General features: G+C 58.8%; 21 protein-coding genes. 15 read left to right on the forward strand and 6 right to left on the reverse strand.

Translation table 11 applies throughout. From position 1 onward, the window contains the following. Nucleotides 1-352: 352 nt before the first annotated feature. Nucleotides 353-1,252: an MBL fold metallo-hydrolase gene (locus tag QTL94_RS16065; protein WP_065690295.1), complete on the forward strand. Its 900-nt coding sequence runs from the start codon at nucleotides 353-355 to the stop codon at nucleotides 1,250-1,252. Further along, the gene (locus tag QTL94_RS16070) at nucleotides 1,245-2,384 is read left to right on the forward strand and encodes a tyrosine-type recombinase/integrase (protein WP_065690296.1); all 1,140 of its coding nucleotides are present in this window, start codon (nucleotides 1,245-1,247) and stop codon (nucleotides 2,382-2,384) included. Before QTL94_RS16065 ends, QTL94_RS16070 begins: the two co-directional genes overlap by 8 nt. Nucleotides 2,385-2,547: 163 nt before the next feature. Here the strand turns inward: QTL94_RS16070 and QTL94_RS16075 are convergent, their stop codons facing one another. Together QTL94_RS16075 and QTL94_RS16080 are read right to left on the reverse strand one after the other, a co-directional pair. Beyond that, a complete protein-coding gene (locus tag QTL94_RS16075; protein ID WP_065690297.1) occupies nucleotides 2,548-2,961 on the reverse strand; it encodes a type II toxin-antitoxin system VapC family toxin in 414 nt (137 codons plus the stop codon). Beyond that, nucleotides 2,958-3,206 (reverse strand): type II toxin-antitoxin system VapB family antitoxin, encoded by a 249-nt coding sequence (locus QTL94_RS16080; RefSeq protein WP_025662876.1) that lies wholly within the window; start codon nucleotides 3,204-3,206, stop codon nucleotides 2,958-2,960. The genes QTL94_RS16075 and QTL94_RS16080 overlap by 4 nt, the downstream gene beginning before the upstream one ends. 210 nt (nucleotides 3,207-3,416) lie before the next feature. On the opposite strand from QTL94_RS16080, the gene QTL94_RS16085 reads away from it, so the two are divergent. Continuing rightward, on the forward strand, nucleotides 3,417-3,593 hold the full coding sequence (locus QTL94_RS16085) for a hypothetical protein (RefSeq protein WP_158007256.1): 177 nt from the start codon (nucleotides 3,417-3,419) through the stop codon (nucleotides 3,591-3,593). Nucleotides 3,594-3,764: 171 nt separating this feature from the next. Beyond that, a complete protein-coding gene (locus QTL94_RS16090; RefSeq protein WP_065690298.1) occupies nucleotides 3,765-4,835 on the forward strand; it encodes a 3-deoxy-7-phosphoheptulonate synthase in 1,071 nt (356 codons plus the stop codon). A gap of 254 nt (nucleotides 4,836-5,089) precedes the next feature. Here the strand turns inward: QTL94_RS16090 and serA are convergent, their stop codons facing one another. Then, nucleotides 5,090-6,328 carry a phosphoglycerate dehydrogenase gene (gene serA, locus QTL94_RS16095; protein WP_289802548.1) on the reverse strand — a complete coding sequence of 413 codons (1,239 nt, stop codon included), beginning with the start codon at nucleotides 6,326-6,328 and terminating at the stop codon, nucleotides 5,090-5,092. Between the two features lie 301 nt (nucleotides 6,329-6,629). Here serA and QTL94_RS16100 point away from each other — a divergent pair, with 301 nt between their 5' ends. Beyond that, on the forward strand, nucleotides 6,630-7,223 hold the full coding sequence (locus QTL94_RS16100) for a ProQ/FINO family protein (RefSeq protein WP_083199279.1): 594 nt from the start codon (nucleotides 6,630-6,632) through the stop codon (nucleotides 7,221-7,223). On the opposite strand, the gene repC is transcribed toward QTL94_RS16100, so the two are convergent. From repC to repA, 3 genes are all read right to left on the reverse strand, one after another. After that, entirely contained in the window at nucleotides 7,115-8,329 is a 1,215-nt protein-coding gene (gene repC, locus QTL94_RS16105; RefSeq protein ID WP_065690299.1) for a plasmid replication protein RepC, read from the reverse strand. The genes QTL94_RS16100 and repC overlap by 109 nt on opposite strands. Before the next feature lie 157 nt (nucleotides 8,330-8,486). Then, nucleotides 8,487-9,461, reverse strand: a complete 975-nt coding sequence (gene repB / locus QTL94_RS16110) for a plasmid partitioning protein RepB (RefSeq protein WP_065690300.1) — start codon at nucleotides 9,459-9,461, stop codon at nucleotides 8,487-8,489. Nucleotides 9,462-9,533: 72 nt separating this feature from the next. Then, a complete protein-coding gene (gene repA, locus QTL94_RS16115; RefSeq protein WP_065690301.1) occupies nucleotides 9,534-10,745 on the reverse strand; it encodes a plasmid partitioning protein RepA in 1,212 nt (403 codons plus the stop codon). A 479-nt stretch (nucleotides 10,746-11,224) separates the two neighbouring features. On the opposite strand from repA, the gene trbB reads away from it, so the two are divergent. Genes trbB through trbI form a run of 10 tightly spaced genes read left to right on the forward strand, consistent with a single transcriptional unit; the run spans nucleotide 11,225 to nucleotide 20,531 of the window. After that, nucleotides 11,225-12,202 (forward strand): P-type conjugative transfer ATPase TrbB, encoded by a 978-nt coding sequence (gene trbB / locus QTL94_RS16120; RefSeq protein WP_065690303.1) that lies wholly within the window; start codon nucleotides 11,225-11,227, stop codon nucleotides 12,200-12,202. Then, complete coding sequence (locus tag QTL94_RS16125) at nucleotides 12,192-12,572, forward strand: TrbC/VirB2 family protein (RefSeq protein WP_065690304.1); 381 nt, start codon at nucleotides 12,192-12,194, stop codon at nucleotides 12,570-12,572. Before trbB ends, QTL94_RS16125 begins: the two co-directional genes overlap by 11 nt. Beyond that, nucleotides 12,565-12,864: a conjugal transfer protein TrbD gene (locus tag QTL94_RS16130; RefSeq protein WP_065690305.1), complete on the forward strand. Its 300-nt coding sequence runs from the start codon at nucleotides 12,565-12,567 to the stop codon at nucleotides 12,862-12,864. The genes QTL94_RS16125 and QTL94_RS16130 overlap by 8 nt, the downstream gene beginning before the upstream one ends. A gap of 10 nt (nucleotides 12,865-12,874) precedes the next feature. Continuing rightward, entirely contained in the window at nucleotides 12,875-15,331 is a 2,457-nt protein-coding gene (locus tag QTL94_RS16135) for a conjugal transfer protein TrbE (protein ID WP_289802549.1), read from the forward strand. A 16-nt stretch (nucleotides 15,332-15,347) separates the two neighbouring features. After that, a complete protein-coding gene (gene trbJ, locus QTL94_RS16140; protein ID WP_065690307.1) occupies nucleotides 15,348-16,106 on the forward strand; it encodes a P-type conjugative transfer protein TrbJ in 759 nt (252 codons plus the stop codon). Nucleotides 16,107-16,111: 5 nt separating this feature from the next. Continuing rightward, nucleotides 16,112-17,293: a P-type conjugative transfer protein TrbL gene (gene trbL / locus QTL94_RS16145; protein WP_065690465.1), complete on the forward strand. Its 1,182-nt coding sequence runs from the start codon at nucleotides 16,112-16,114 to the stop codon at nucleotides 17,291-17,293. 15 nt (nucleotides 17,294-17,308) lie between these two features. Then, nucleotides 17,309-17,971 (forward strand): conjugal transfer protein TrbF, encoded by a 663-nt coding sequence (locus QTL94_RS16150; protein WP_065690308.1) that lies wholly within the window; start codon nucleotides 17,309-17,311, stop codon nucleotides 17,969-17,971. A gap of 16 nt (nucleotides 17,972-17,987) precedes the next feature. Further along, on the forward strand, nucleotides 17,988-18,800 hold the full coding sequence (gene trbG, locus QTL94_RS16155) for a P-type conjugative transfer protein TrbG (protein ID WP_065690309.1): 813 nt from the start codon (nucleotides 17,988-17,990) through the stop codon (nucleotides 18,798-18,800). Between the two features lie 3 nt (nucleotides 18,801-18,803). After that, complete coding sequence (trbH, locus tag QTL94_RS16160; RefSeq protein WP_065690310.1) at nucleotides 18,804-19,241, forward strand: conjugal transfer protein TrbH; 438 nt, start codon at nucleotides 18,804-18,806, stop codon at nucleotides 19,239-19,241. 12 nt (nucleotides 19,242-19,253) lie between these two features. Then, entirely contained in the window at nucleotides 19,254-20,531 is a 1,278-nt protein-coding gene (gene trbI / locus QTL94_RS16165) for an IncP-type conjugal transfer protein TrbI (protein WP_065690311.1), read from the forward strand. The last annotated feature ends 149 nt before the right edge of the window (nucleotides 20,532-20,680 follow it).

The raw sequence follows: 20,680 nt of genomic DNA on the forward strand, positions 1-20,680 counted from the left end.
GACGATCATCCTATTGCGCCCCTCCCTTCCATGGTCGCAGCGCGCGGCTGACGCTTTTTCATTGCTCATTGTGCCGGCAGTGCCACCGGATCAGCCCCGCTTACGCGCTAGGAGCCCTTGGCACGGAACTATCTGAGACTCTAAAATATTGAATTTATAGTAAACAATCCATTATTAAGAATCGAAACTGCCAATAGCTTCCGCTGCTGCCCACGATTCAGGGTTGGTGTTTAAACCATCGATAATTATAGGTTATCGATGGTAGTTGATCTCGAGTCGCAAATCAGCGAAAGTCAGGGCCAAGCACGGCCGCGACGGCCACAAAACCGCTGTTTTGGACGCAGGAACGAAGATGGATGTGACGCTTCACCGTACAAGCTATCCCGGTCTCGATGATCGCATCACCGTCCTGCGGGCAGCCGACGAGGTCGATGCCGTCTTCGTCCGCACCGAACGGTTCAACGTGCTGGTCGATACCCTGGCCACACCCGCGCTGTGCCGGCAGGCTCTCGATCTGCTCGCCGGAGAGATGGCGCGCCGCCCCTTGCTGGTGATCAACTCGCATCTGGACTGGGATCACTTCTGGGGCAATGCCGCCCTCGACCGCCAGGTGCCGATTATCGCCCATAGCAAGGCCATCGATCGGCTTCGCGATCCAGCGGCCCAGAGGATCCTGACCGAGAAACAACAGGAGCCGCGGTTTCACGCGGCCGAACTGATTGCCCCCAGCATCACCTTCGACGGCGAGACCATGGCTCTGCATGGCGGCGATCTAACCCTCGAGCTCATTCATACCCCTGGACATACCCCGGACCACATTGCCGTCTGGATCCCGGAAATCCGTACCTGCCTGGCGGTCGATGCCGTCGAGCATCCGATCCCGGAAGTCTGGAGCAGCGACCCTAACGATCTCAGCGCCCTCATCGCATCCCTGAAACGGATTCGAGCCCTGCAGGCCGACTACGTCGTCCTCGCCCATGGCCAGACGGCTGACCCGGCGATCGTCGATGCCAACCTCGACTATTTTGCCACCTTGCACGACCGCACAGCCGGTCTCACAAACACGGAACTGAACGACGCCGGTCTTGCCGACCGAGACGGCCTGCGATTGCAGGACCTGGTGACCGTGCCGAAAGAAATGTACGCCGAGACGCGCGCCTTCTACGGACGGTGTCATCAATCAAACCTTGCCGCGATGCTCGCCGCACGCGACGCCGGGATCGATCCGTTCCGCGAGCCTACCAATGACTAGGAGACCGAACGGGGTTGAGGCCCGCGCCGAGCAGCTTGACACCATTGCCGCCGTACTGCCGATCGAGCGCCGCGATGAGCTCGCCGAGCTGCTGACCGACCACGATATCGAGACGCTGCGCCATCTCGTCAACGAAGGAATGGGCGACAACACGCTGCGCGCCATCACCTCGGATCTCGCCTATCTCGAAGCCTGGGGTCTGGCGGCGACCGGCACTGCCCTCCCCTGGCCGGCGCCGGAAGCACTGCTCTTAAAATTCGTCGCCCATCACCTCTGGGACCCGCAGCGACGGACGTCCGATCCCGATCATGGCATGCCGGCCGATGTCGATCACAGCCTTCGAAGCCAAGGCTTTCTCAAGGCCGTCGGTCCGCACGCCCCGGCAACCGTGCGCCGGCGGCTGGCCAGCTGGTCGACATTGACCCACTGGCGTGGCCTGGACGGCGCCTTCACCTCCCCTCCCCTGAAGGCGGCCATTCGCCTGGCGGTGCGGGCAGCACCGCGGCAACGACGTCGCAAGAGCGCCAAGGCGGTCACCGGGGATGTACTCGCCAAGCTGCTGGCGACCTGCGAGAGCGACAGTCTGCGCGATCGGCGCGACCGGGCCATCCTGATGGTGGCCTTCGCTTCGGGCGGCCGCCGGCGCAGCGAGATTGCCGCTCTTCGTGTCGAGCAGCTGACGATGGAGGCGCCGATCGAGCAGAAGGACGGCCCTCCACTCCCCTCGCTGGCCATTCATCTCGGCCGTACGAAGACGACCTCTGGCGAGCAGGACGACGTCGTCTATCTCACCGGCCGGCCAGTGGAGGCGCTACATGCCTGGATGACAGCGGCCAAAATCGACAAAGGCAGCGTCTTCAGGGGGATCGGACGCTGGGAAACGCTGTCGCGACGTCCGCTCGACCCGCAATCGATCAACGCCATCATCAAGCACCGCGCCGCTATGGCCGGATTGGACCCCGTAGAGTTCTCTGCGCACGGACTGCGATCCGGCTATTTGACGGAGGCCGCCAATCGTCGCATTCCCCTCGTCGAAGCAATGGAGCAATCGCGCCACCGGTCGGTGCAGCAGGCGTCGAGCTACTATAACGACGCCACCCGACGCACCGGCAATGCCGCGCGAATGCTATGAGACGATTCTGGGGCGGCTTCACGACTGGAGGGCGTAACTCGGTATCTCTCGTTGCGGGGATGAGCCGGCGTTGAAAAGCTGCCTTCGCTTTGGCACCGAGGTCGTATTCTCCGTAGAAAACAAGCGTCGCATTGCGCCAATGCAAGCTAACTCATTCGAAAGCTTAAAAATCCCACGGATTCACGAGGGCGAGACCTGTCGTTTCGAAATCCCTGATATTGCGCGTGGCCAAGCGGCCGCCGTTCACCCGCGCTATTGCAGCGATCATTGCATCGGGTACTGACATCGCCTGTCCCTGACGAACCGCCTGCCCCATGATTTCGCCGTAGGCGAGCGCGGCTTCTTCTGTCAGACCAAACATCCGATCGGCAAACCGGCGACGCCATTCCGTCAGCCCTTGCTCCAAACGCTCGGCCCGCTGGTCTGGTCTGATCTTCTGAATGCCGAAAGCAATCTCGGCGACTGTCACCGTCGGCAATGCCAATTCCGCGTCGAACCGAACCAGCCAGGCCATAACAGCCTCGTTAGAGTCCTTCCGCAGTGTCTCCGAGACGACGTTCGTATCCAGAAATATCAAAGCTCGATACCCTGGTGAGGACGACGGCTTTCGCGGATGATGGAATCCAGATCGATATCTGTAGCAGCTTGAGCGTTGACGCGCCGGTAGAAGCTTGCAGCTGGTTCGCGGCCCGCCTCGCGTGTCTCGTAGGCCTCAAGCGCACGTTCGACCACCTCCGCAATCGAACGATTCTCACGTCGAGCGAGCCGGTGAGCCAGATCCCTTGCCTTGGAGCTTCGGACAGAAAGTTGTGGTGCGGCCATTGCGAGATCTCCTTCGCAGCAGATATAGGCTTATAATGGTTTGCCATCAAGATGGCAGCGGCCATCTTGCTATCTCGGTCACGTGCGGTCTGGGCGCGCTAGCTCGAGACCGACCGAATTGGCTGGACGATTGTGAGAACGCCTGCCAACGCAAGCTCGCTAGGCCGGGCCGTCGCCATTCTTTCCGAGGCAAGTTGCGAGAAGAACTACATGTTTCGCGAAAAGGGTCATCGTCGCTCCGCTGAGCAATCCCGAGACCGGCCGGTGCAGCAGGCGACGAGCTACTATAACTACGCTACCCGACGGACCGGCAATGCCGCATGCTCGGCACAACGAATGGCGGCAAGGATGGAGATCGAAAGTGACAAGTCGCTCGGCTTGCTGTAGCACGGTGTCATGTCGATCGTTTGCGCCTACGTTTCCCGATTTTATTATTTCCGTGCCTCGGTGCGGAAGCGGGAAAGTGCGTAACTAAGAAAGACGCAATTTATCCCAACAACCGCTAGTCTACCTGGCGGTTTTTTGCGCGCCCGGTATGACCTCCTGGAGACCAATACCGTGACCAACCCGACTGACGATCTGCGCATCACCAATATCGTCGAACTCTCCTCGCCTGCACGCATCATCGACGAGCTGCCGCGTGACGAGACTGTGAGTAAGACGGTGATCGGCGCTCGCAGCGCCATCCATGACATTTTGACCAAGAAAGACGACAGGCTTCTCGTCGTTGTCGGCCCCTGCTCCATCCATGATCCGGTCGCCGCGATCGACTATGCCAAGCGGCTCAAGGAACAGCGCGACCGGCTGCAGGGCGACCTTGAAATCGTCATGCGCGTCTACTTCGAAAAGCCGCGGACGACCGTCGGTTGGAAGGGCCTGATCAACGATCCCGGCCTCGATGGCAGCTTCCGGATCGAGGATGGCCTGCGCATCGCCCGCAAGCTGCTGCTCGATGTGAACGACTTCGCGCTGCCGGCGGGCTGCGAATTCCTCGACACGATCACACCGCAATACATCGCCGACCTCGTCAGCTGGGGTGCCATCGGTGCGCGCACGACCGAAAGTCAGGTCCACAGGGAACTCGCTTCCGGCCTCTCCTCTGCGATCGGCTTCAAGAACGGCACCACCGGCGATGTGCGTATCGCCCTCGACGCCATCATGGCCGCCTCGCAGCCGCATCATTTTCCGGCGGTGACGAAGGACGGACGCGCGGCGGTCGCGTCGACAAGCGGTAACGAGGATTGCCACATCATTCTGCGCGGCGGCAAACAGCCGAACTATGATCGCGAAAGCGTTGCGGCAGCGATGGCCGCCGCTCGCGACGCGAAGCTCGACCCGCGCATCATGATCGACGCCAGCCATGCCAACAGCCGCAAGAACCCGGAGAACCAGCCCGCCGTCCTGCAGGACGTCGCGCAGCAGCTCGCCGACGGCAACGATGCGATCATCGGGGCGATGGTCGAGAGCAATATTGTCGGCGGCCGGCAAGACCTGATCCCCGGAAAGCCGCTGGTTTACGGCCAGAGCGTCACCGACGGCTGTATCGACTGGCCGACGACCGTTCGGACCCTGGAGACACTGGCATCGGGTGTGAAAGCACGCCGCGCGGCCAACAGGGCAAAGGTCTGAACGAACGGCGGAGCGTAGATCGATACGCTCCGCCTGCCGATCCCGGACTGCGACCTGACGGATGCCGCCAATCGCAGCAAGCGCCTTCTCAACGGACGGCAAAACGACGGCTTTCAAAACGCCGTCGGCGATCGCGTTGATGTGAGGTCATCGCCCGCCCTCACCCATTCGAGAGAAACGCATGCAGAGCGGCGCGCACGCGCTCCTATCGAAATACAATATTAACCACGTCGATCGCCTCGCTGCACGATCCGTCAGTAGAGCAACCGCGTTCTGATCGTGCCCGGTATCGCGCGCAGCGCCTGCAAGATTTCATCGGCCGTCTCCGACACGCCTTCGACCTCGATCACCACATAGCCCGTGTCGCCGTGAGTCTGCAGGAACTCGGCGACGATATTGAGCCCGCGCGAGGAGAAGATCTCGTTGAGCTTGATGAGCGTGCCGGGGCGGTTTTCGTGAACGTGAATAAAACGCGTTCCGTTCGGGCGCTCCGGCAATTGGACCTGGGGGAAGTTGACCGCGCCCATCGTCGAGCCGATATCGGAGTATTCCACCAGCTTCCTTGAGACTTCCCCGCCAATGCGCTCCTGAGCCTCCTCGGTGGAGCCACCGATGTGGGGTGTCAAAATGACGTTGCTCACGCCCTGTAGCGGCGTTTCAAAACGATCCTTGTTCGATGCGGGCTCCACAGGGAACACGTCAACGGCGGCTCCGGCGAGATGGCCTTCCTTCAGCACCTTCGCGAGCGCGTCGAGATCGACGACGGTCCCGCGGGAATTGTTGATGAAGATGGCGCCCTTCTTCATGCGCCGCAGTTCGGTCTCTGTGATCATGTTGTAGGTCGACGCCGTCTCGGGAACGTGCATCGTCACATAATCCGAAATTTCGAGGAGCTCACCGAGCGAAGCCATCGATTCCGAATTTCCCCGGCGCAGCCGGTCGGAAAGATCGAAATAGCGCACCACCATCCCCATGCTTTCCCCAAGAGCACTCAGCTGCGAGCCGATATTGCCGTAGCCGACGATTCCAAGCGTCTTTCCGCGCACTTCGCGGCTGCCAACAGCAGACTTCTCCCATCCGCCTAGATGCGCGGACGCCGATCGCGGGAAAATCTGTCGAGTGAGCATGATGATCTCGCCGATCACAAGCTCGGCCACCGAGCGCGTGTTCGAATAAGGGGCGTTGAAGACCGGAATGCCGCGACGGCGCGCGGCATCCAGATCGACTTGGTTCGTGCCGACAGAGAAACAGCCAACAGAAATCAACTTCTTGGCAGATTCGAGAATCTCTTCCGTCAGCTGCGTTCGGGATCGAATGCCGATGATGTGCGCATCGGCGATATGGCTTTTCAGATCCTTATCATCGAGCGCTTTCGGAAGATGAACGAGATTGGTGTATCCGCATGCCGCAAAGTAATCCACGGCACTCTGGCTGATACCTTCGAGCAGAAGGACCGAAATCCGGTCGCGGGAGAGGGAAAGCTGGCGAGTCATGACGAGACCTTCAGTTTCGATTGAAATTGGCCAAAATCGCTTCGGGGCCATCGCGGCACTTTACAACACGGCTTTGCGACCATCCGACAAACAGTGCAAGCGCAAAGACGATAATTCTCAGCTCCCCTAAGACCTCCCTCCCCGATGCTGATCAACTCCCGCGCAACCTTACGATTGCATCGGAACAAGGGCACCCATGCCTTTGACCTTACCTCCTCACCGACATTTGTTGCGTGTTGCCCGTGACATTAAATTGTCTTCGTGCTGTTACTCCCGGGATCGGAGCAAGGCGAAGTAATCGATGGCGAGACCCTGGACATCCAGTCGCGGGCCAATCGTGGCAAACGAAACGGATCTTTTGAAAGCGAAAGCGATCAATGCCCTTTTGTTGCAGCCGATCGATATCCTTCCCTCCACAATCGGTGATCCAATCAAGCCATTTGCTCTGGGACTTTGGAACGAAATCCGTCCGCTTCTCAGGGCTGATGCGAACGTGACCGCGCTGCGCCGAGCGACCGGGGCCTATCTGCATTCCAAACGCTACTACCTCGCTACCGCACAACCGGAATCGATGCGCTTCGATCTTCAGGGCCGCGCGACGGAGCCGGTCTCTGCCGCCGATCGCCTGGCCGCCCAGCAGCGCTACGAAAGCCTCTTACGAAGCAACGAGACCCTACCCCCTCCGCCAGAAGCACCCGCTGCCCCGGTCGGTCTCACCAAGAGCGAGCAAATTCGAGCCGCATTGCTAAGCCGCCGACCAACGGAAAGTGCCCGCCCGCGCGCTGATCACCCCGTTCGCGCCGCTGCCGCTCCGTTTGCGCGTAGCAGCGCCATCAGCATCGGGCCAAGCGAGAATTCACCCCGCTCCGTACGTCGCGTCAAATCACGCAGATAGCCGCCGGCCGAATTGATGTGGCCGCCCCGCTCCAGGATCGAGGCTATCGCTATCGCAGCGTTTTCAGACCCCATAACATCGCAGGCATCCTGATACGCCGACGGGCTGACCCCCAACATTGATCGGACGACCACACCTGCTGCCATCAGATCGCGCCAGCTGGAAATAGCTCCACCGGGTCCGTAAGCGGCAATATCCGGGCACGCCTTCAGCACCATGCCTAATGGGAAGGCACCCGTCCCCTCGTGCTTCGGTTGGGTCTTCTCACTCGGCGTCGCGCCCCGCTCGTTTTCGGAGCGAGGTTCAAGTTCATTGATGGATTCGGTATTTGAATTCTGGATGTGACGCTCATTGTGAGCGGCATTGGCGTTATTATTTTCATCTTTCTGCTGTGTTTCCAGCGCGTTGAGGATCTCGTCGCGAAGGAGCTCCATTTCCTCCAGGATCGCAGTGACCTCGGCAATGGTCGGCGTGCGGGTGATACGGGCGACGAGGCGGATATAAACATCTTCCATCATCGTCCAGTTGCCAGATGCACCCTCCTCGACGGCTGCTGAAATCAGCTTGCGGACATCGCGCCGACAGATCGTGAGGTTCTCTTTTGCGCGACGAAACGCTGCTCGTTCGGCTGCGACCTGCCGGGCCATAGCAGCAAGCTCCTCGGAGCGCATCAACAGCGGCGAGATATCGAATCCGAACGCATTCTCGATCTCTCCCGCCTTACCCTTTCGCGCGTAGCGCTTGCCGTTGGCGCTGTCCTTGCGCACGATCAGGCCTGCCTCAACCAGAAGCGCCAGATGTCTGCGCAGCGTCGCCCCGGCGATCCCATGAGCACGAAGCGTCAATTGGACGTTCGAAGGGAAAACGATCAGTTGCGCGTCCTGGCGCAGCTCGTTGTCCGAATAAAAACTCAACAGCGCATCCAAGACCGCCAGGCTGCGATCCTGCAAGCCGAGCAATTCGCGCGCTTCAGCCGCGTCTCGAAAGATCTTCCATTTGTCCGCCGACTTCCCTGGCCTGATCTCTGCCACGGCCATTTGCCGTTTAACGAGGGCAAGCGTCATCGGCCGCCGCCCAAAAGGCGTCGTCACATGTCCACCTTGCATTTTTCCTTCACCTTCCAGAAGGCAAAAGAAACCTGCTCACCAAAAACGGTGCCAAAGACTCTTGACTGTAATTCGGGGAAATGCGATTCTCAGGCTGCTTAGACCTTTGAGAGAGGCTTCCACGACGGCAACGTTTGGGGCCTTTTTCTTTTGCGGTTCAGTCTCCTTTAGATACCTCATCGAGGAACTGCGCATAGAGCGCGTCCCAATTCCTGGACAGAAAATCGCCAAAGCGCATGGCGTTCTTTGATTTCATAGAGATCGCGTAGCTCTTGCCGGAACTCTTCATCTCGACGAGAACGCCCTTGTCTCTTGGCTCCCATTTGTCTGTCGTTGTGGCCGGCTCCTTCTTCTTCACAGAGCGAGCCGATCTGTTCAGCGCAGCGTAGAGCGCCAGAAAGCGATCATCGGATGGGAGCACGTTGAACTGCACGTCGCTCACAATCTCGCGGACCTTTTCGCTGTTCGCGGACTTACCGACCAACAAGGAAAGTTCGACCCAGCGCTCGCGTCCAATTCCAGGCGCGTCGCCGATAGTTCGGATAACATCGGCAGGGATGCGCTCGCCCACCGACAACATTTTCGATACGGAGGCCGCGTTGGAAGCCAGCGCGGCGGAGATTACCTCGCGATCATAGCCCAGATCCTCCAGCCGCTTTGCAAACAATGCGCGTTCGATGAAAGTCAAGTTGGCGCGTGCCGAGTTCTCCTGACCCTGCGCTATGACGTGGGTACGGTCATCCAGAGATTTGACGACAGCCTTGACCTTGCGACCCAACTCACGCGCCGCGCGCAGGCGGCGGTGACCGAAGACGACCTGGAATCGTCCTTCCACGCTCGCGTTGGGTCGAACCAGAATCGGGGTGTCTTGTCCGCGGGTCCGAATTGCTTCGACAAGTTCGCGGAAGTCGTCATTGTCCTGCGCCAGCCTGTCCTGGACGAAGGATGCGTCAACGACATCAGGATCGATTTCGACCACGACCTCGCCTTCGAGATACTTGTCTGCCTGCTTTGCAAGCTCATCCAGTGAGCGGACGAGGGACTTTCCAGCTCCCCGCATAGGATATGAAACTACGCTCGGCTGATCGTCCTGGACGTCAGCCAATCCTTCGAGCAGGTTCTTTCTAGCCATTTTAGTCGCTCCGATATGCTCTAAAGATTTGAAAAATCGTCACAAAATGGCGATTTTGTCAGCCGACAACTTTTAACCTTGCCATGAACGGTGAATCAGCTCTGCGATTTCACTGTTCACGGCGTCCAGAGATTCCAATGCGCGGTCATAGGTTGCCCTGTTCATCGACGACCGATCGACTTCATAGAGCGTCTGTTTCGTGATGCCCGCATCAGACACGGCCGTCGATTTGAGCATCTGGTTCTTCAACATGAACTCGTGGAACATCGTCGACATGAACCCGACCATCTGCGCCTGCGGAACGTCCGTCGGCTCGTAACGCGTAATGAGATAGCGATACCAAGACAGATTGACTTCGGCCCCGGCGGCGCGAATTGGCTTGAGGATACCGCCCAGCATCAACAGGAATTGCCCCATCGACATGACGTCGAGCATCTGGGGATGAATCGTGATGAGAACACTCGTCGCCGCCGTCAACGCGGTCAGCGTCAGGTATCCAAGCTGCGGCGGGCAGTCGATCACGACAACGTCGTACCTGTCTTCCACCTGCGAGAGTGCGCGTGAAATTCGGGTGAAAAACGTCTTGCCCTCGTTCGACGACTTGTCGGACATGGCAAGCGGCGTGTCGTATTCGTACTCCTGCAGATCGAGGTTCGCCGGCACGATATCCAGCCCGGGAAAATTTGTCGGCCGGATGATGTCGGCAAGATCTTTCTTCTCGCCATCATATCGGATGGCATCATAGATCGAGGCCACCTGATCCACTTCAGGCTGGAACCCGTGAAGCGATGACAGTGATGCCTGAGGGTCGAGGTCAACGGCAAGGACGCGATGACCCGTCAGCGCCAGGTATTGCGCAAGGTGAGCTGCGGTGGTGGTCTTGCCCGAGCCCCCTTTGAAATTGACGACTGCTAGCACATGCAGTTTCTCCCCGGGGCGGCGGTGGGGAACATACATGCGGCTGTCCGAGCGGCCGTGCTGATCCAGGTACTGGCGAAGCTCAAGCATTTGATCTGCGGTGTACGATCGGCGGCCGGACGAAGATGTCTGAGGGGAGGGGCCCTTACCTTCAAGGTGAAGCTTCTTCAGCGTGCTCTGCGAGACACCGACATAGTTCGCCACTTCCGCCAGGCTAAAGGTCCTGAGGGTCTTTCTTGCATTCGGCGGGAATCGCTGCACGCTGAGCAAATGGAGTCTCTTTGAGATGAGATCCCCTTGCTCGAGGATCTGATCCTCAAAGTGGACGGCAGCGGGTCTTTGCGACAAGGCCGATTTAGCGTTCATAGTCGAGATGCTTTCAGATAACGATTTTCGGCCAAAAACGGCCTCTTAACCGTTATTATCTGCGATTCGAGAGATCCAACAAGTGCTTTAAGGTTAACAGCGGCTTAGCCACGGGGCCGGGCCACCCGAAAACAGTGTCCGCGATTTCTCGATTCCGTCAGTCAATTCAGATAGTTATGGCGAAATTACCTGCCATCTCGTTCGAGTTCCGTTCTGGGGTGAATCCTACAAAACCAAGTGGTGCGGAACCGGCCCGTCATAGCGCAGCTTTCTTTTTGATGCCGACTCACCAGGAAGGGCATTTGTAGGATCCTACAATTGCGGCCCGATTCGCAATCGTGCTGACTAGTCGTTGCCCCAACAACGACGGAGACGTTCATGCCAGTCATCGCGATCTCGAGGCCCGCAGCACAGCCAGATATGCGAGCCGCCAGGCGCGCCGCACCGCTTCTCCAGCGCTGGTCGCTAAGGAGAAGCATGTGACCCATCTTCGCTCTCATCCCCGGCTTGTTCGAAAGCTTCGGGAGGCACTTGGCGATCAGATTTGCGCAGCCCTTGAAGACAGCAATGTTGTCGAGGTCATGCTCAATCCCGACGGAAGGCTCTTTATCGAGCGCCTCGGCCACGGTATCGCGCCTGCCGGCGAGATGTCGTATGCGGCCGCGGAAGTGATCATCGGCACGGTCGCACATGCACTTCAATCCGAGGTCGATGCAGATCGACCGATCGTCTCGGGCGAGTTGCCGATCGGCGGTCACCGCTTCGAAGGCCTGCTTCCGCCCGTTGTCGCCGGGCCTGCCTTCACGATCCGGCGGCGTGCGTCGCGTCTTATCCCGCTCGACGAGTATGTCCGAAATGGCGCCATGACAGCCGGCCAGGCCGGCACCATCAGAAGCGCGATCGATTCACGGCTCAACATCATCATCTCCGGCGGAACCGGATCGGGAAAGACAACACTCGCCAACGCGGTCATCGACGAGATCGTCAAAACTGCGCCGGAGGATCGATTGGTGGTCCTTGAAGATACGGCCGAGATTCAGTGTGCAGGCGTGAACGCGATCCTTCTCCACACCAGCGACGCAGTCAATATGGCGCGCCTGCTTAAAAGCACCATGCGGTTGCGCCCTGATCGCATTGTCGTGGGAGAGGTCCGTGATGGTGCGGCTTTAACCCTGCTGAAGGCATGGAATACCGGCCATCCAGGAGGTGTGGCGACGATCCACTCAAACACCGCAACGTCGGCATTGAGACGTCTCGAGCAACTCACCGCCGAGGCTAGCTTGCACCCGATGCATGAGGTGATCGGCGAAGCTGTCGATCTGATCGTTTCCATCGAGCGCACACCGCATGGCCGTCGGGTGCGCGACGTCATCCACGTCGAATGCTTCTCGAATGGTCGGTACGAACTTCAATCCGATGGTCCCACCGAAGAACAGGAGGCACACGATGTCGCGTAAGTGCTATCTTCTCGCCACTGCCATCGTCGCAGGCTTCAGTCTTATCTCCATTTCGCCTGCGGTTGCGAGCTCCGGCGGCAGTCTGCCATGGGAAGGTCCACTTGAGCAGATTCAACAATCGATAACGGGTCCTGTCGCCGGCTATATCGCACTGGCCGCCGTGGCGATCGCCGGCGGCATGCTGATCTTCGGCGGCGAGCTCAACGATTTCGCGCGGCGGTTAATGTACGTCGTCCTTGTTGCCGGCATTCTGCTCGGAGCGACGACAATCGTCGGGCTTTTTGGTGCAACCGGAGCAACGGTCGGCATTTCGCAGGACTTCAGCTCTTCCCGCCAATTGAACGGGGCAGGGGAGGGGGCAAATGACTAACCCTCTATCCGGGCTGCAGCGGAGCCGGATCCATCGCGCACTGTCCCGGCCAAGCCTTCTCATTGGTGCCGACCGAGAGCTGGTACTCATAACGGGACTGGCGGCAGTCATTTTGATCTTCGTCGTCCTGACCGCTTACTCTGCGGTTTTCGGCGTCCTCATCTGGATTTTCGTTGTCGGTGTGCTCCGCGTAATGGCAAAGGCCGATCCGATGATGCGTCAGGTTTATATCCGGCATGTCTTCTACAGGGCCTACTACCAGCCGACCACTTCGCCATGGCGAAGGTTCTGAGGAGGAGGCGATGGCATCTCTCAAAAACTTTCGCAATGCCGGGCCGTCGTTCGCGGACCTAGTTCCCTACGCCGGCCTCGTCGACAACGGCGTCCTGCTTCTGAAAGACGGAAGCCTGATGGCAGGGTGGTACTTTGCAGGTCCTGATACGGAAAGTGCGACCGATGGTGAACGCAATGACCTCTCCCGACAAATAAATGCGATCCTTTCGCGACTTGGTAGCGGCTGGATGATCCAGGTCGAGGCTATCAGGGTGCCAACGACCGATTATCCCGGTGAGGATCGCTGCCACTTTCCGGATCCTGTGACCCGCGCGATCGATGCCGAGCGGCGTGCGCATTTCGCCCGTACGCAGGGACATTTCGAAAGCAAGCACGCCCTCATTTTAACTCACCGGCCTTTGGAATCCAAAAAGACCGCGCTCAGCAAGTACATGTACTCCGACCAAGAAAGCCGCAAGAAATCCTATGCCGACACAGCCCTGCTCATGTTCCAAAATGCCATCCGCGAAATCGAGCAATATCTCGCGAACACACTCACGATCGTTCGAATGGAAACGTGTGATGTCTCGGAAAGGGGAGGGGCAAGAACGGCTCGCTATGACGAGCTCCTCCAGTTCGTTCGCTTCTGTATCACCGGCGAGAGTCATCCAGTCCGGTTGCCGGACGTGCCTATGTACCTCGACTGGATTGCGACGGCCGAACTCGAACATGGTCTGACGCCAAAGGTTGAAAGCCGTTTTCTCGGCGTGGTCGCGATCGATGGATTGCCGGCCGAAAGCTGGCCCGGCATCTTGAATAGCCTTGACGTGATGCCGCTCACCTATCGGTGGTCGTCGCGCTTCATCTTCATGGATGCAGAGGAGGCCCGACGGAAGCTGGAGCGCACGCGCAAGAAATGGCAGCAAAAGGTTCGTCCGTTCTTCGACCAACTGTTCCAGACACAGAGCCGATCGGTCGATCAGGACGCCATGACGATGGTCGCCGAGGCCGAGGATGCGATCGCACAGGCGTCCTCGCAACTGGTAGCCTACGGCTATTACACGCCGGTGGTCATCCTTTTCGACGAAGATCGCGACGCCTTACAGGAGAAAGCTGAAGCAATCCGGCGCCTGGTTCAGGCTGAAGGCTTCGGCGCCAGGATTGAAACGCTGAACGCGACGGATGCGTTTCTCGGCAGCCTGCCTGGAAACTGGTACGCGAATATCCGCGAGCCACTGATCAATACGAACAACCTGTCCGATCTCATCCCGCTCAACTCGGTCTGGTCCGGCAATCCGATTGCTCCTTGCCCATTCTATCCGGCCAACTCTCCGCCACTGATGCAGGTTGCCAGTGGTTCCACGCCGTTTTGTCTGAACCTTCATGTCGACGACGTCGGGCATACGTTGATCTTCGGTCCCACCGGATCGGGAAAGTCGACGCTGCTGGCGCTGATCGCAGCGCAATTCAGGCGCTACGAATTCGCGCAGATCTTCGCCTTCGACAAAGGAAACTCGCTGCTACCGCTGACGTTGGCATCTGGCGGCGATCACTACGAAATCGGCGCTGACCACGAGGACGAGGGGAGGGCGCTATCATTCTGCCCGCTGTTCGACCTTTCAAGCGATGGCGACCGGGCATGGGCGAGCGAGTGGCTCGAAATGGTAGTCGCGCTGCAGGGCGTAACGATCACGCCCGACCATCGAAACGCCATTTCCCGTCAGATCGGTCTGATGGCAACAGCGCCTGGCCGGTCGCTGTCCGATTTCGTCAGCGGCGTGCAAATGCGGGAGATCAAGGACGCCCTGCATCATTACACCGTCGACGGACCAATGGGACAGTTACTCGACGCAGAAGAGGATGGCCTGACGCTCCGCGCATTTCAGTGCTTCGAGATTGAGCATCTTATGAACCTTGGTGAGCGCAGTCTGGTGCCGATACTGACCTATCTGTTCCGCCGGATCGAAAAGCGGCTCGACGGGTCTCCCAGCCTGATCCTTCTCGACGAGGCGTGGTTGATGCTCGGGCACCCTGTGTTTCGGAGCAAGATCCGCGAATGGCTTAAGGTCTTGCGTAAGGCAAACTGCGCCGTCGTGCTGGCGACCCAATCGATTTCAGACGCCGAGCGGTCAGGTATCATCGATGTTCTGAAGGAATCGTGCCCGACGAAGATCTGTCTGCCGAATGGTGCCGCGCATGAGACCGGAACTCGGGAGTTCTATGAGCGGATCGGATTCAACGAACGCCAGATCGAAATCGTCTCAAACGCCATCCCGAAGCGGGAGTACTACGTTGCAACCCCGGATGGCCGTCGCTTGTTCGACATGTCGCTCGGACCACTTGCGCTGAGCTTCGTTGGTGCGTCGGGGAAGGAAGATCTGAAACGCGTTCGAGCGCTGAAGGCGGAGCACGGTCATGAATGGCCGATCAGATGGCTTGAAACGAGAGGAGTTCCTGATGCCCGATCACTCAAGGATTTCGTCTAGGCTTGTCCTCGCTCTGATGGTGAGCGCAACGGCGGTGGCACCACCAACGCACGGTAGGGCTGGGGCGGCGACGGGGGCGGCAACCGAGTGGACGCAACTCGCCAACAACGCGCAGCTCATCGACCTCCTGAAGAGCTCAGGCCTCCAGGTCGACAATCAGCTAACGCAAATCAGCCAGCTCGCCGAGCAGATCGAAAACCAGCTGAGGATTTACGAGAACATGCTGCAGAACACGGCGCAGCTTCCCGATCACATCTGGGGGCAGGTTGAAGGTGACCTCAATCGCCTTCGTGACATCGTTGCTCAAGGTAAGAGCATTTCTTTCTCCATGGGAAATGCCGATGACATCCTGCAGCAGCGATTCAAGAGCTACGCCGATCTGGAGACCAAGCTTCCGAACGCCGAGAGCTACGCGTCGAGCTACCAGAACTGGTCAGACACGAACCGTGACACCATTGCCGGCACGCTAAGGGCCGCAAGCCTGACCGCCGATCAATTCGACAGCGAGGAAACGACCATGAGTTCCTTGCGAAGCATGTCGGAAACGTCGGACGGCCAGATGAAGGCACTGCAGGTCGGTCACGAGATCGCTGCCCAGCAAGTAGCCCAAATGCAGAAGCTGCGCGGGCTCGTGTCGCAGCAAATGACGATGGTGGGTACCTGGCTGCAATCGGAACAAACGGACAAGGATCTGGCGCAAAGACGGCGCGAAGAGTTCTTCAAGGCAACCGCCCCGTCGACCTCTGGCGGTGACAAGATGAAGGTCGAGTGGTGAGCTGGATGATACCACACCGCCCAACTCTGCAAACGCTTGCGGCGCTTACGGCCATTGTTGCCGTTGCGGCCCGGCCGGCCCTCGCCCAAGAGGGCTCAATACTGACCTCTCTACAAACTCAGATAACAAACACGGCGAAAGGGTGGGAAGAGACTGTCATGGACGCAGCGAAATCGCTGTTCTGGATCCTGGCGACGATCGAGATCGGCATTGCAGCAGTCTGGCTTGCCCTACAGGCTGCGTCTCTGGAAAGCTGGTTTTCGGAGCTGGTCAGGCGGATCATGTTCGTCGGCTTTTTTGCCTTCGTCCTGACGACGGGGCCCGCCTTCGCCAAGTCCGTTGTAGACAGCCTATTTGAGATCGGCGCAGGCGGCGGCACGGCGTCACCCGCGGACGTGTTCAACGCCGGGCTCGCAGTTGCAACGAAGATGTCCGAAAAGGTGAAGTTCGGCTTGTTCGAGGACAACGCGCTGGCCATATCGGCGGCCTTCGCGATGGTCGTGACCGTTATTGCTTTCTCCCTCGTCGCCGCAATCTTTGTATCGGTAATGGTTGAAATGTACCTGGGCTTGCTTGCCGGGATGATCATGCTCGGACTGGGCGGCTCGTCATTCACCAAGGATTTCGCAATCAGATATCTGGTCTACGCTTTTTCCGTGGGCATGAAACTCATGGCCCTCGTCATGATTTCCCGTATCGGCTCCGAGGTGTTGATCGGATTGGCCAATCAGCCCGATATCGGGGAGCAGTTTCAGACGGCGCTCGCAATTGCCGGCATAGCCGTCGTCGTATTCATCATTGCCATGTACGTCCCCAATATCATCCAGGGTGTCGTCCAGGGCGCGTCGGTCACCGGCGGCATGGAAACGATCCGCCATGCCTCACAAGCGGCGTCGTTTGCCGCGGGCGGCGCTGCGCTCTCAGTCGGCGCCGCTGGCGCCGGGGCAACAACTGCCCAGTCGGCTCGGGCCGGCGGTTCCTCCCCAGTCGGCGCCATGCTCCGCGGACTTGGAACGGCGGTTGGAAAAACAGCGGCGGCGGCGGGCTCGGCCGCCAAGGAAAAGGCGATTGGTTCGCCGGGCGCCTATTCCGGATCGCTTCTTGGCCTGGCCAACGCAAAGCTGGACGAAGCCCACGGGCGCGGGACTGCAAAAGCACCGCCTCCCGAACGCAATGACAATATCTAATGAGGGGAAAATCGAATGGCAGCCAATCGCGTGCCTGAAAATCCATACCTTGCCGCGCGCCAGGAATGGACCGAGAGATACGGCTCATATGTCCAGGCCGCTCGAGCATGGCGCATTGTCGGGATCATGGGTCTCGCCATGGCCGTCATCGGCTTCAGCTATGCCTTGTACGTGAGCACGCAGGTAAAGCTCGTACCCTATATCGTCGAGGTCGATAAGCTGGGCAGCTCTGTGACGGCAGGTTTCCCGCAGCGGATCGAGTATGCCGATCCACGAGTAATCAGGGCGACACTTGGCAACTTCGTCACGAGTTTCCGTTCGATCACCCCGGATGCGGTGGTCCAGAAGCAATACATCGATCGAACCTACGCTCTGCTTCGTAACTCCGATCCATCGACACAGAAGATCAATTCCTGGTTTCGCGCAAACTCCCCCTTCGAAAAGGCGAAGTCTTCCACGGTCGCCGTCGAGGTCAACAACATCGTGGCACTCTCCAACCAGACCTATCAGCTCGACTGGACGGAGTTCGAGCGTGATCGCAAAGGAAAGGAAACGGCAACACGCCGGTACCGGGGTATCGCGACAGTGGCGCTCATCGCTCCACAGGATGAGGCGACCATCCGCGTTAATCCTATCGGTCTCTACATCCAGGACCTCGATTGGACCGCACAGCTTTAACGGCAGGGGAGTTTACATGCACAGACTTGCATTCATCGCGGCCGCCGGCTGCCTAGGCGGACTCATGCTCGCAGATGTCGCGAGAGCGCAGACCATGACGGCAAACGAGGCAAAAGGGACCAGCATCTCGAGGAAATGGCGAGGCGCGGCTGGATTGGTGACAACCGGTTCCGACGGAAGAGTCATTTTTCTGTTCGGAGAAACACAGCCGTCCGTTGTTTGCTCACCGCTGCAAGTCTGCGATATCGAGCTCCAGGGCGGAGAGATCGTGCGTGACGTGCTGGTCGGCGATACCGTGAGGTGGAAGGTCGAACCCGCGACGTCCGGCGCCACCGCTGGCCAAGCGATCCATCTTGTTGTCAAACCTTCCGAAGCTGGCCTCGTGACCTCGATGGTCGTGACGACGTCGCGTCGTACCTATCACATCCAGCTTAAATCGCACCCAAGCCAATACATGGCGCGGGTGGGCTTCGAGTACCCAGAGGAAACGTCGGCTAAGCTTGCCGACATCAACGCGCGGCTAGAGACCGGCGGGATTCCCGGAAGCTCCCCCGACAAGCTCGACTTTTCGTACACCATGACCGGCAGCGCGCGCTGGAGGCCCAAGCGGGTCTACTCAGACGGGACCAAGACCTACATCCAGTTCGCGAGATCGATAGCCAGCCAGGACGCGCCAGTGCTCTTCGTCGTTAGCGGCGGACAGAACCGCATTGTCAATTATCGAATGAAGAACGACACGATGATCGTCGACTACGCCGTCGACAAAGCGATCCTGGTATCGGGGGTCGGCTGGCGCCAGCAGAAGATTACAATCCGACGGGGAGGGTGATCGATGCTCAAGATAATTGCCTTTGGTTTCATTTTAACACTGGTAGGCGCCTGTCAGAGCAGAGAGGACACGGTGACCGCGGTCTTGACGCCAGCCGCCGTGACCAAACCCACCGCCAGCGCTATTGCGGGCGACATGGCAGCCCGCCTTGCCGAAACGATCGGGCCGGCAGGAACCACGTTCATCCAGATGCAACGGGAAAAAACCGACTATTCGACGGCCCTTGAAGCTGCATTGAAGGGATGGGGCTACGAGGTCATGGCCGACGGGAAGCCTGCAGGAAAACAGAGGCCAGTCGAGCTCTCCTATTCCCTGGATAGTCTCGACGGCCAACTTCTGGCCCAGGTCGCAACACCATCAATCGCTCTCGCGCGCACATATGTGAGCACGAACACGGGCGCCACCGCGTCCAGCCCCCTTTCAATCATGCAGCGAAATTGAGGGTAACAAGAGATGACCCAATCGCTCCAACTCGGTGGCCCTCCCAACGCGGATAGCCGGCCGGGAATGCGCCGCTTGAACCGCCTGCCGATCATCATTGCGATCAGCATCGTCATTGTTTTCCTCGCCATCGTCGTGGTCGGTCTCTCCTGGCGTGGGTTGTCCTTCAATCGCGCCGATGATTTCGAGGGTGTGCCAGGCAAGTCGGCGGCGACCTTTGCAGACCAGCTCAAACGGGGTGTCACTGACGGAATCATCGGAGAGCCCGAAAAGCAGGATATTTTCCAGCCCACTCCAATCATTGTCCATCAGAACGAAAAGCGCGAGCCAGAAATTAGCCGCCAAGACACGCGACAGGATAGCCGCCCCAAGCTTGAGCCTGAGGACGCATGGAGAGCCAGACTGAAGCGAGAACAGGAAGAACAATATATCCGCGAAGCGCAGCGCCAGAGAATGGCGCGGCTGCAAGCTCGTTCGACTGCTTTGGACTCGCCATTGAAGGTTGATGTTTCCGAAGTCGCGGTATCGACGAAGGCCACGGGAAGTGCGCAACAACCTAACACCACGCCAAACAGCACCTCCGATCTTTATGCCGCTGCGATCAAGTCTGGCCTTGCAGGTGATCCGAACGGCCAGTCTTCAAAGGAAGATTTCTTCAATCAGGACATCAAGGATCTCGGCTATCTGCCCAATCGCGTCGTATCACAACTATCACCATTCGAGCTGAAACGTGGTTCTGTCATATCAGCGACCCTGATCACCGGCCTGAATTCCGATCTGCCGGGCAGAATAACCGCGCAGATCAGCCAGAACGTTTACGACAGCGCGACGGGACACCGCCTTCTGGTGCCGCAGGGCGCGAAGTTGTTCGGGCGCTACGATTCCAAGGTCTCGTTCGGCCAAGACCGTGTCCTCGTGGTATGGACCGACTTGATTTTCCCAAACGGTTCGACGCTGCAAATCGGCGGCATGGCAGGTTCCGACGCGCAGGGGTATGGGGGCTTTAAAGACAGGGTCGACCGCCATCTTTGGCGGACATTCGGCTCAGCAGCACTTGTCGCAGTGATCGGCACGGGGATCGATATGTCCATGCCGGAGAGTTCCACGCTCGCCACACAAGACACCGCATCCGATGCAGCGCGGCGAAACTTCGCGGAATCATTCGGTCGCGTTGCCGAACAGACGATCTCCAAAAACCTCCAGGTTCAGCCTACGATCAAGATCCGGCCCGGCTACAATTTCAACGTTCTTGTCGATCAGGATATCATTTTCCCTGCTGAATATCGTTGACCCCATTGCGCACAAGCGCGCGCTCCCTACTCACGACCTTTCCGGAACTCGCATCGAGCCCCCCGAACGCACACGGATCGAGAGATTAGTGCAATCGATATGTTACTTAAGGTTGATATTATTTCGATAGCCTGCTAATCAAGTAGCTA

The sequence above is a fragment of the Rhizobium sp. S96 genome (genome assembly GCF_030382195.1).
In the GTDB taxonomy this organism is placed as follows: domain Bacteria; phylum Pseudomonadota; class Alphaproteobacteria; order Rhizobiales; family Rhizobiaceae; genus Rhizobium.

Coding starts and splice junctions, on each gene's coding strand:
- QTL94_RS16100 (WP_083199279.1), top strand. CDS start 6,630: ATGGCGAGACCCTGGACATCCAGTCGCGGGCCAATCGTGGCAAACGAA.
- QTL94_RS16125 (WP_065690304.1), top strand. CDS start 12,192: ATGTCGCGTAAGTGCTATCTTCTCGCCACTGCCATCGTCGCAGGCTTC.
- repA (WP_065690301.1), bottom strand. CDS start 10,745: ATGAACGCTAAATCGGCCTTGTCGCAAAGACCCGCTGCCGTCCACTTT.
- QTL94_RS16085 (WP_158007256.1), top strand. CDS start 3,417: ATGTTTCGCGAAAAGGGTCATCGTCGCTCCGCTGAGCAATCCCGAGAC.
- repB (WP_065690300.1), bottom strand. CDS start 9,461: ATGGCTAGAAAGAACCTGCTCGAAGGATTGGCTGACGTCCAGGACGAT.
- QTL94_RS16070 (WP_065690296.1), top strand. CDS start 1,245: ATGACTAGGAGACCGAACGGGGTTGAGGCCCGCGCCGAGCAGCTTGAC.
- QTL94_RS16150 (WP_065690308.1), top strand. CDS start 17,309: ATGGCAGCCAATCGCGTGCCTGAAAATCCATACCTTGCCGCGCGCCAG.
- trbH (WP_065690310.1), top strand. CDS start 18,804: ATGCTCAAGATAATTGCCTTTGGTTTCATTTTAACACTGGTAGGCGCC.
- QTL94_RS16130 (WP_065690305.1), top strand. CDS start 12,565: ATGACTAACCCTCTATCCGGGCTGCAGCGGAGCCGGATCCATCGCGCA.
- QTL94_RS16080 (WP_025662876.1), bottom strand. CDS start 3,206: ATGGCCGCACCACAACTTTCTGTCCGAAGCTCCAAGGCAAGGGATCTG.
- trbL (WP_065690465.1), top strand. CDS start 16,112: ATGATACCACACCGCCCAACTCTGCAAACGCTTGCGGCGCTTACGGCC.
- trbJ (WP_065690307.1), top strand. CDS start 15,348: ATGGTGAGCGCAACGGCGGTGGCACCACCAACGCACGGTAGGGCTGGG.
- QTL94_RS16135 (WP_289802549.1), top strand. CDS start 12,875: ATGGCATCTCTCAAAAACTTTCGCAATGCCGGGCCGTCGTTCGCGGAC.
- serA (WP_289802548.1), bottom strand. CDS start 6,328: ATGACTCGCCAGCTTTCCCTCTCCCGCGACCGGATTTCGGTCCTTCTG.
- repC (WP_065690299.1), bottom strand. CDS start 8,329: ATGCAAGGTGGACATGTGACGACGCCTTTTGGGCGGCGGCCGATGACG.
- trbG (WP_065690309.1), top strand. CDS start 17,988: ATGCACAGACTTGCATTCATCGCGGCCGCCGGCTGCCTAGGCGGACTC.
- trbI (WP_065690311.1), top strand. CDS start 19,254: ATGACCCAATCGCTCCAACTCGGTGGCCCTCCCAACGCGGATAGCCGG.
- QTL94_RS16065 (WP_065690295.1), top strand. CDS start 353: ATGGATGTGACGCTTCACCGTACAAGCTATCCCGGTCTCGATGATCGC.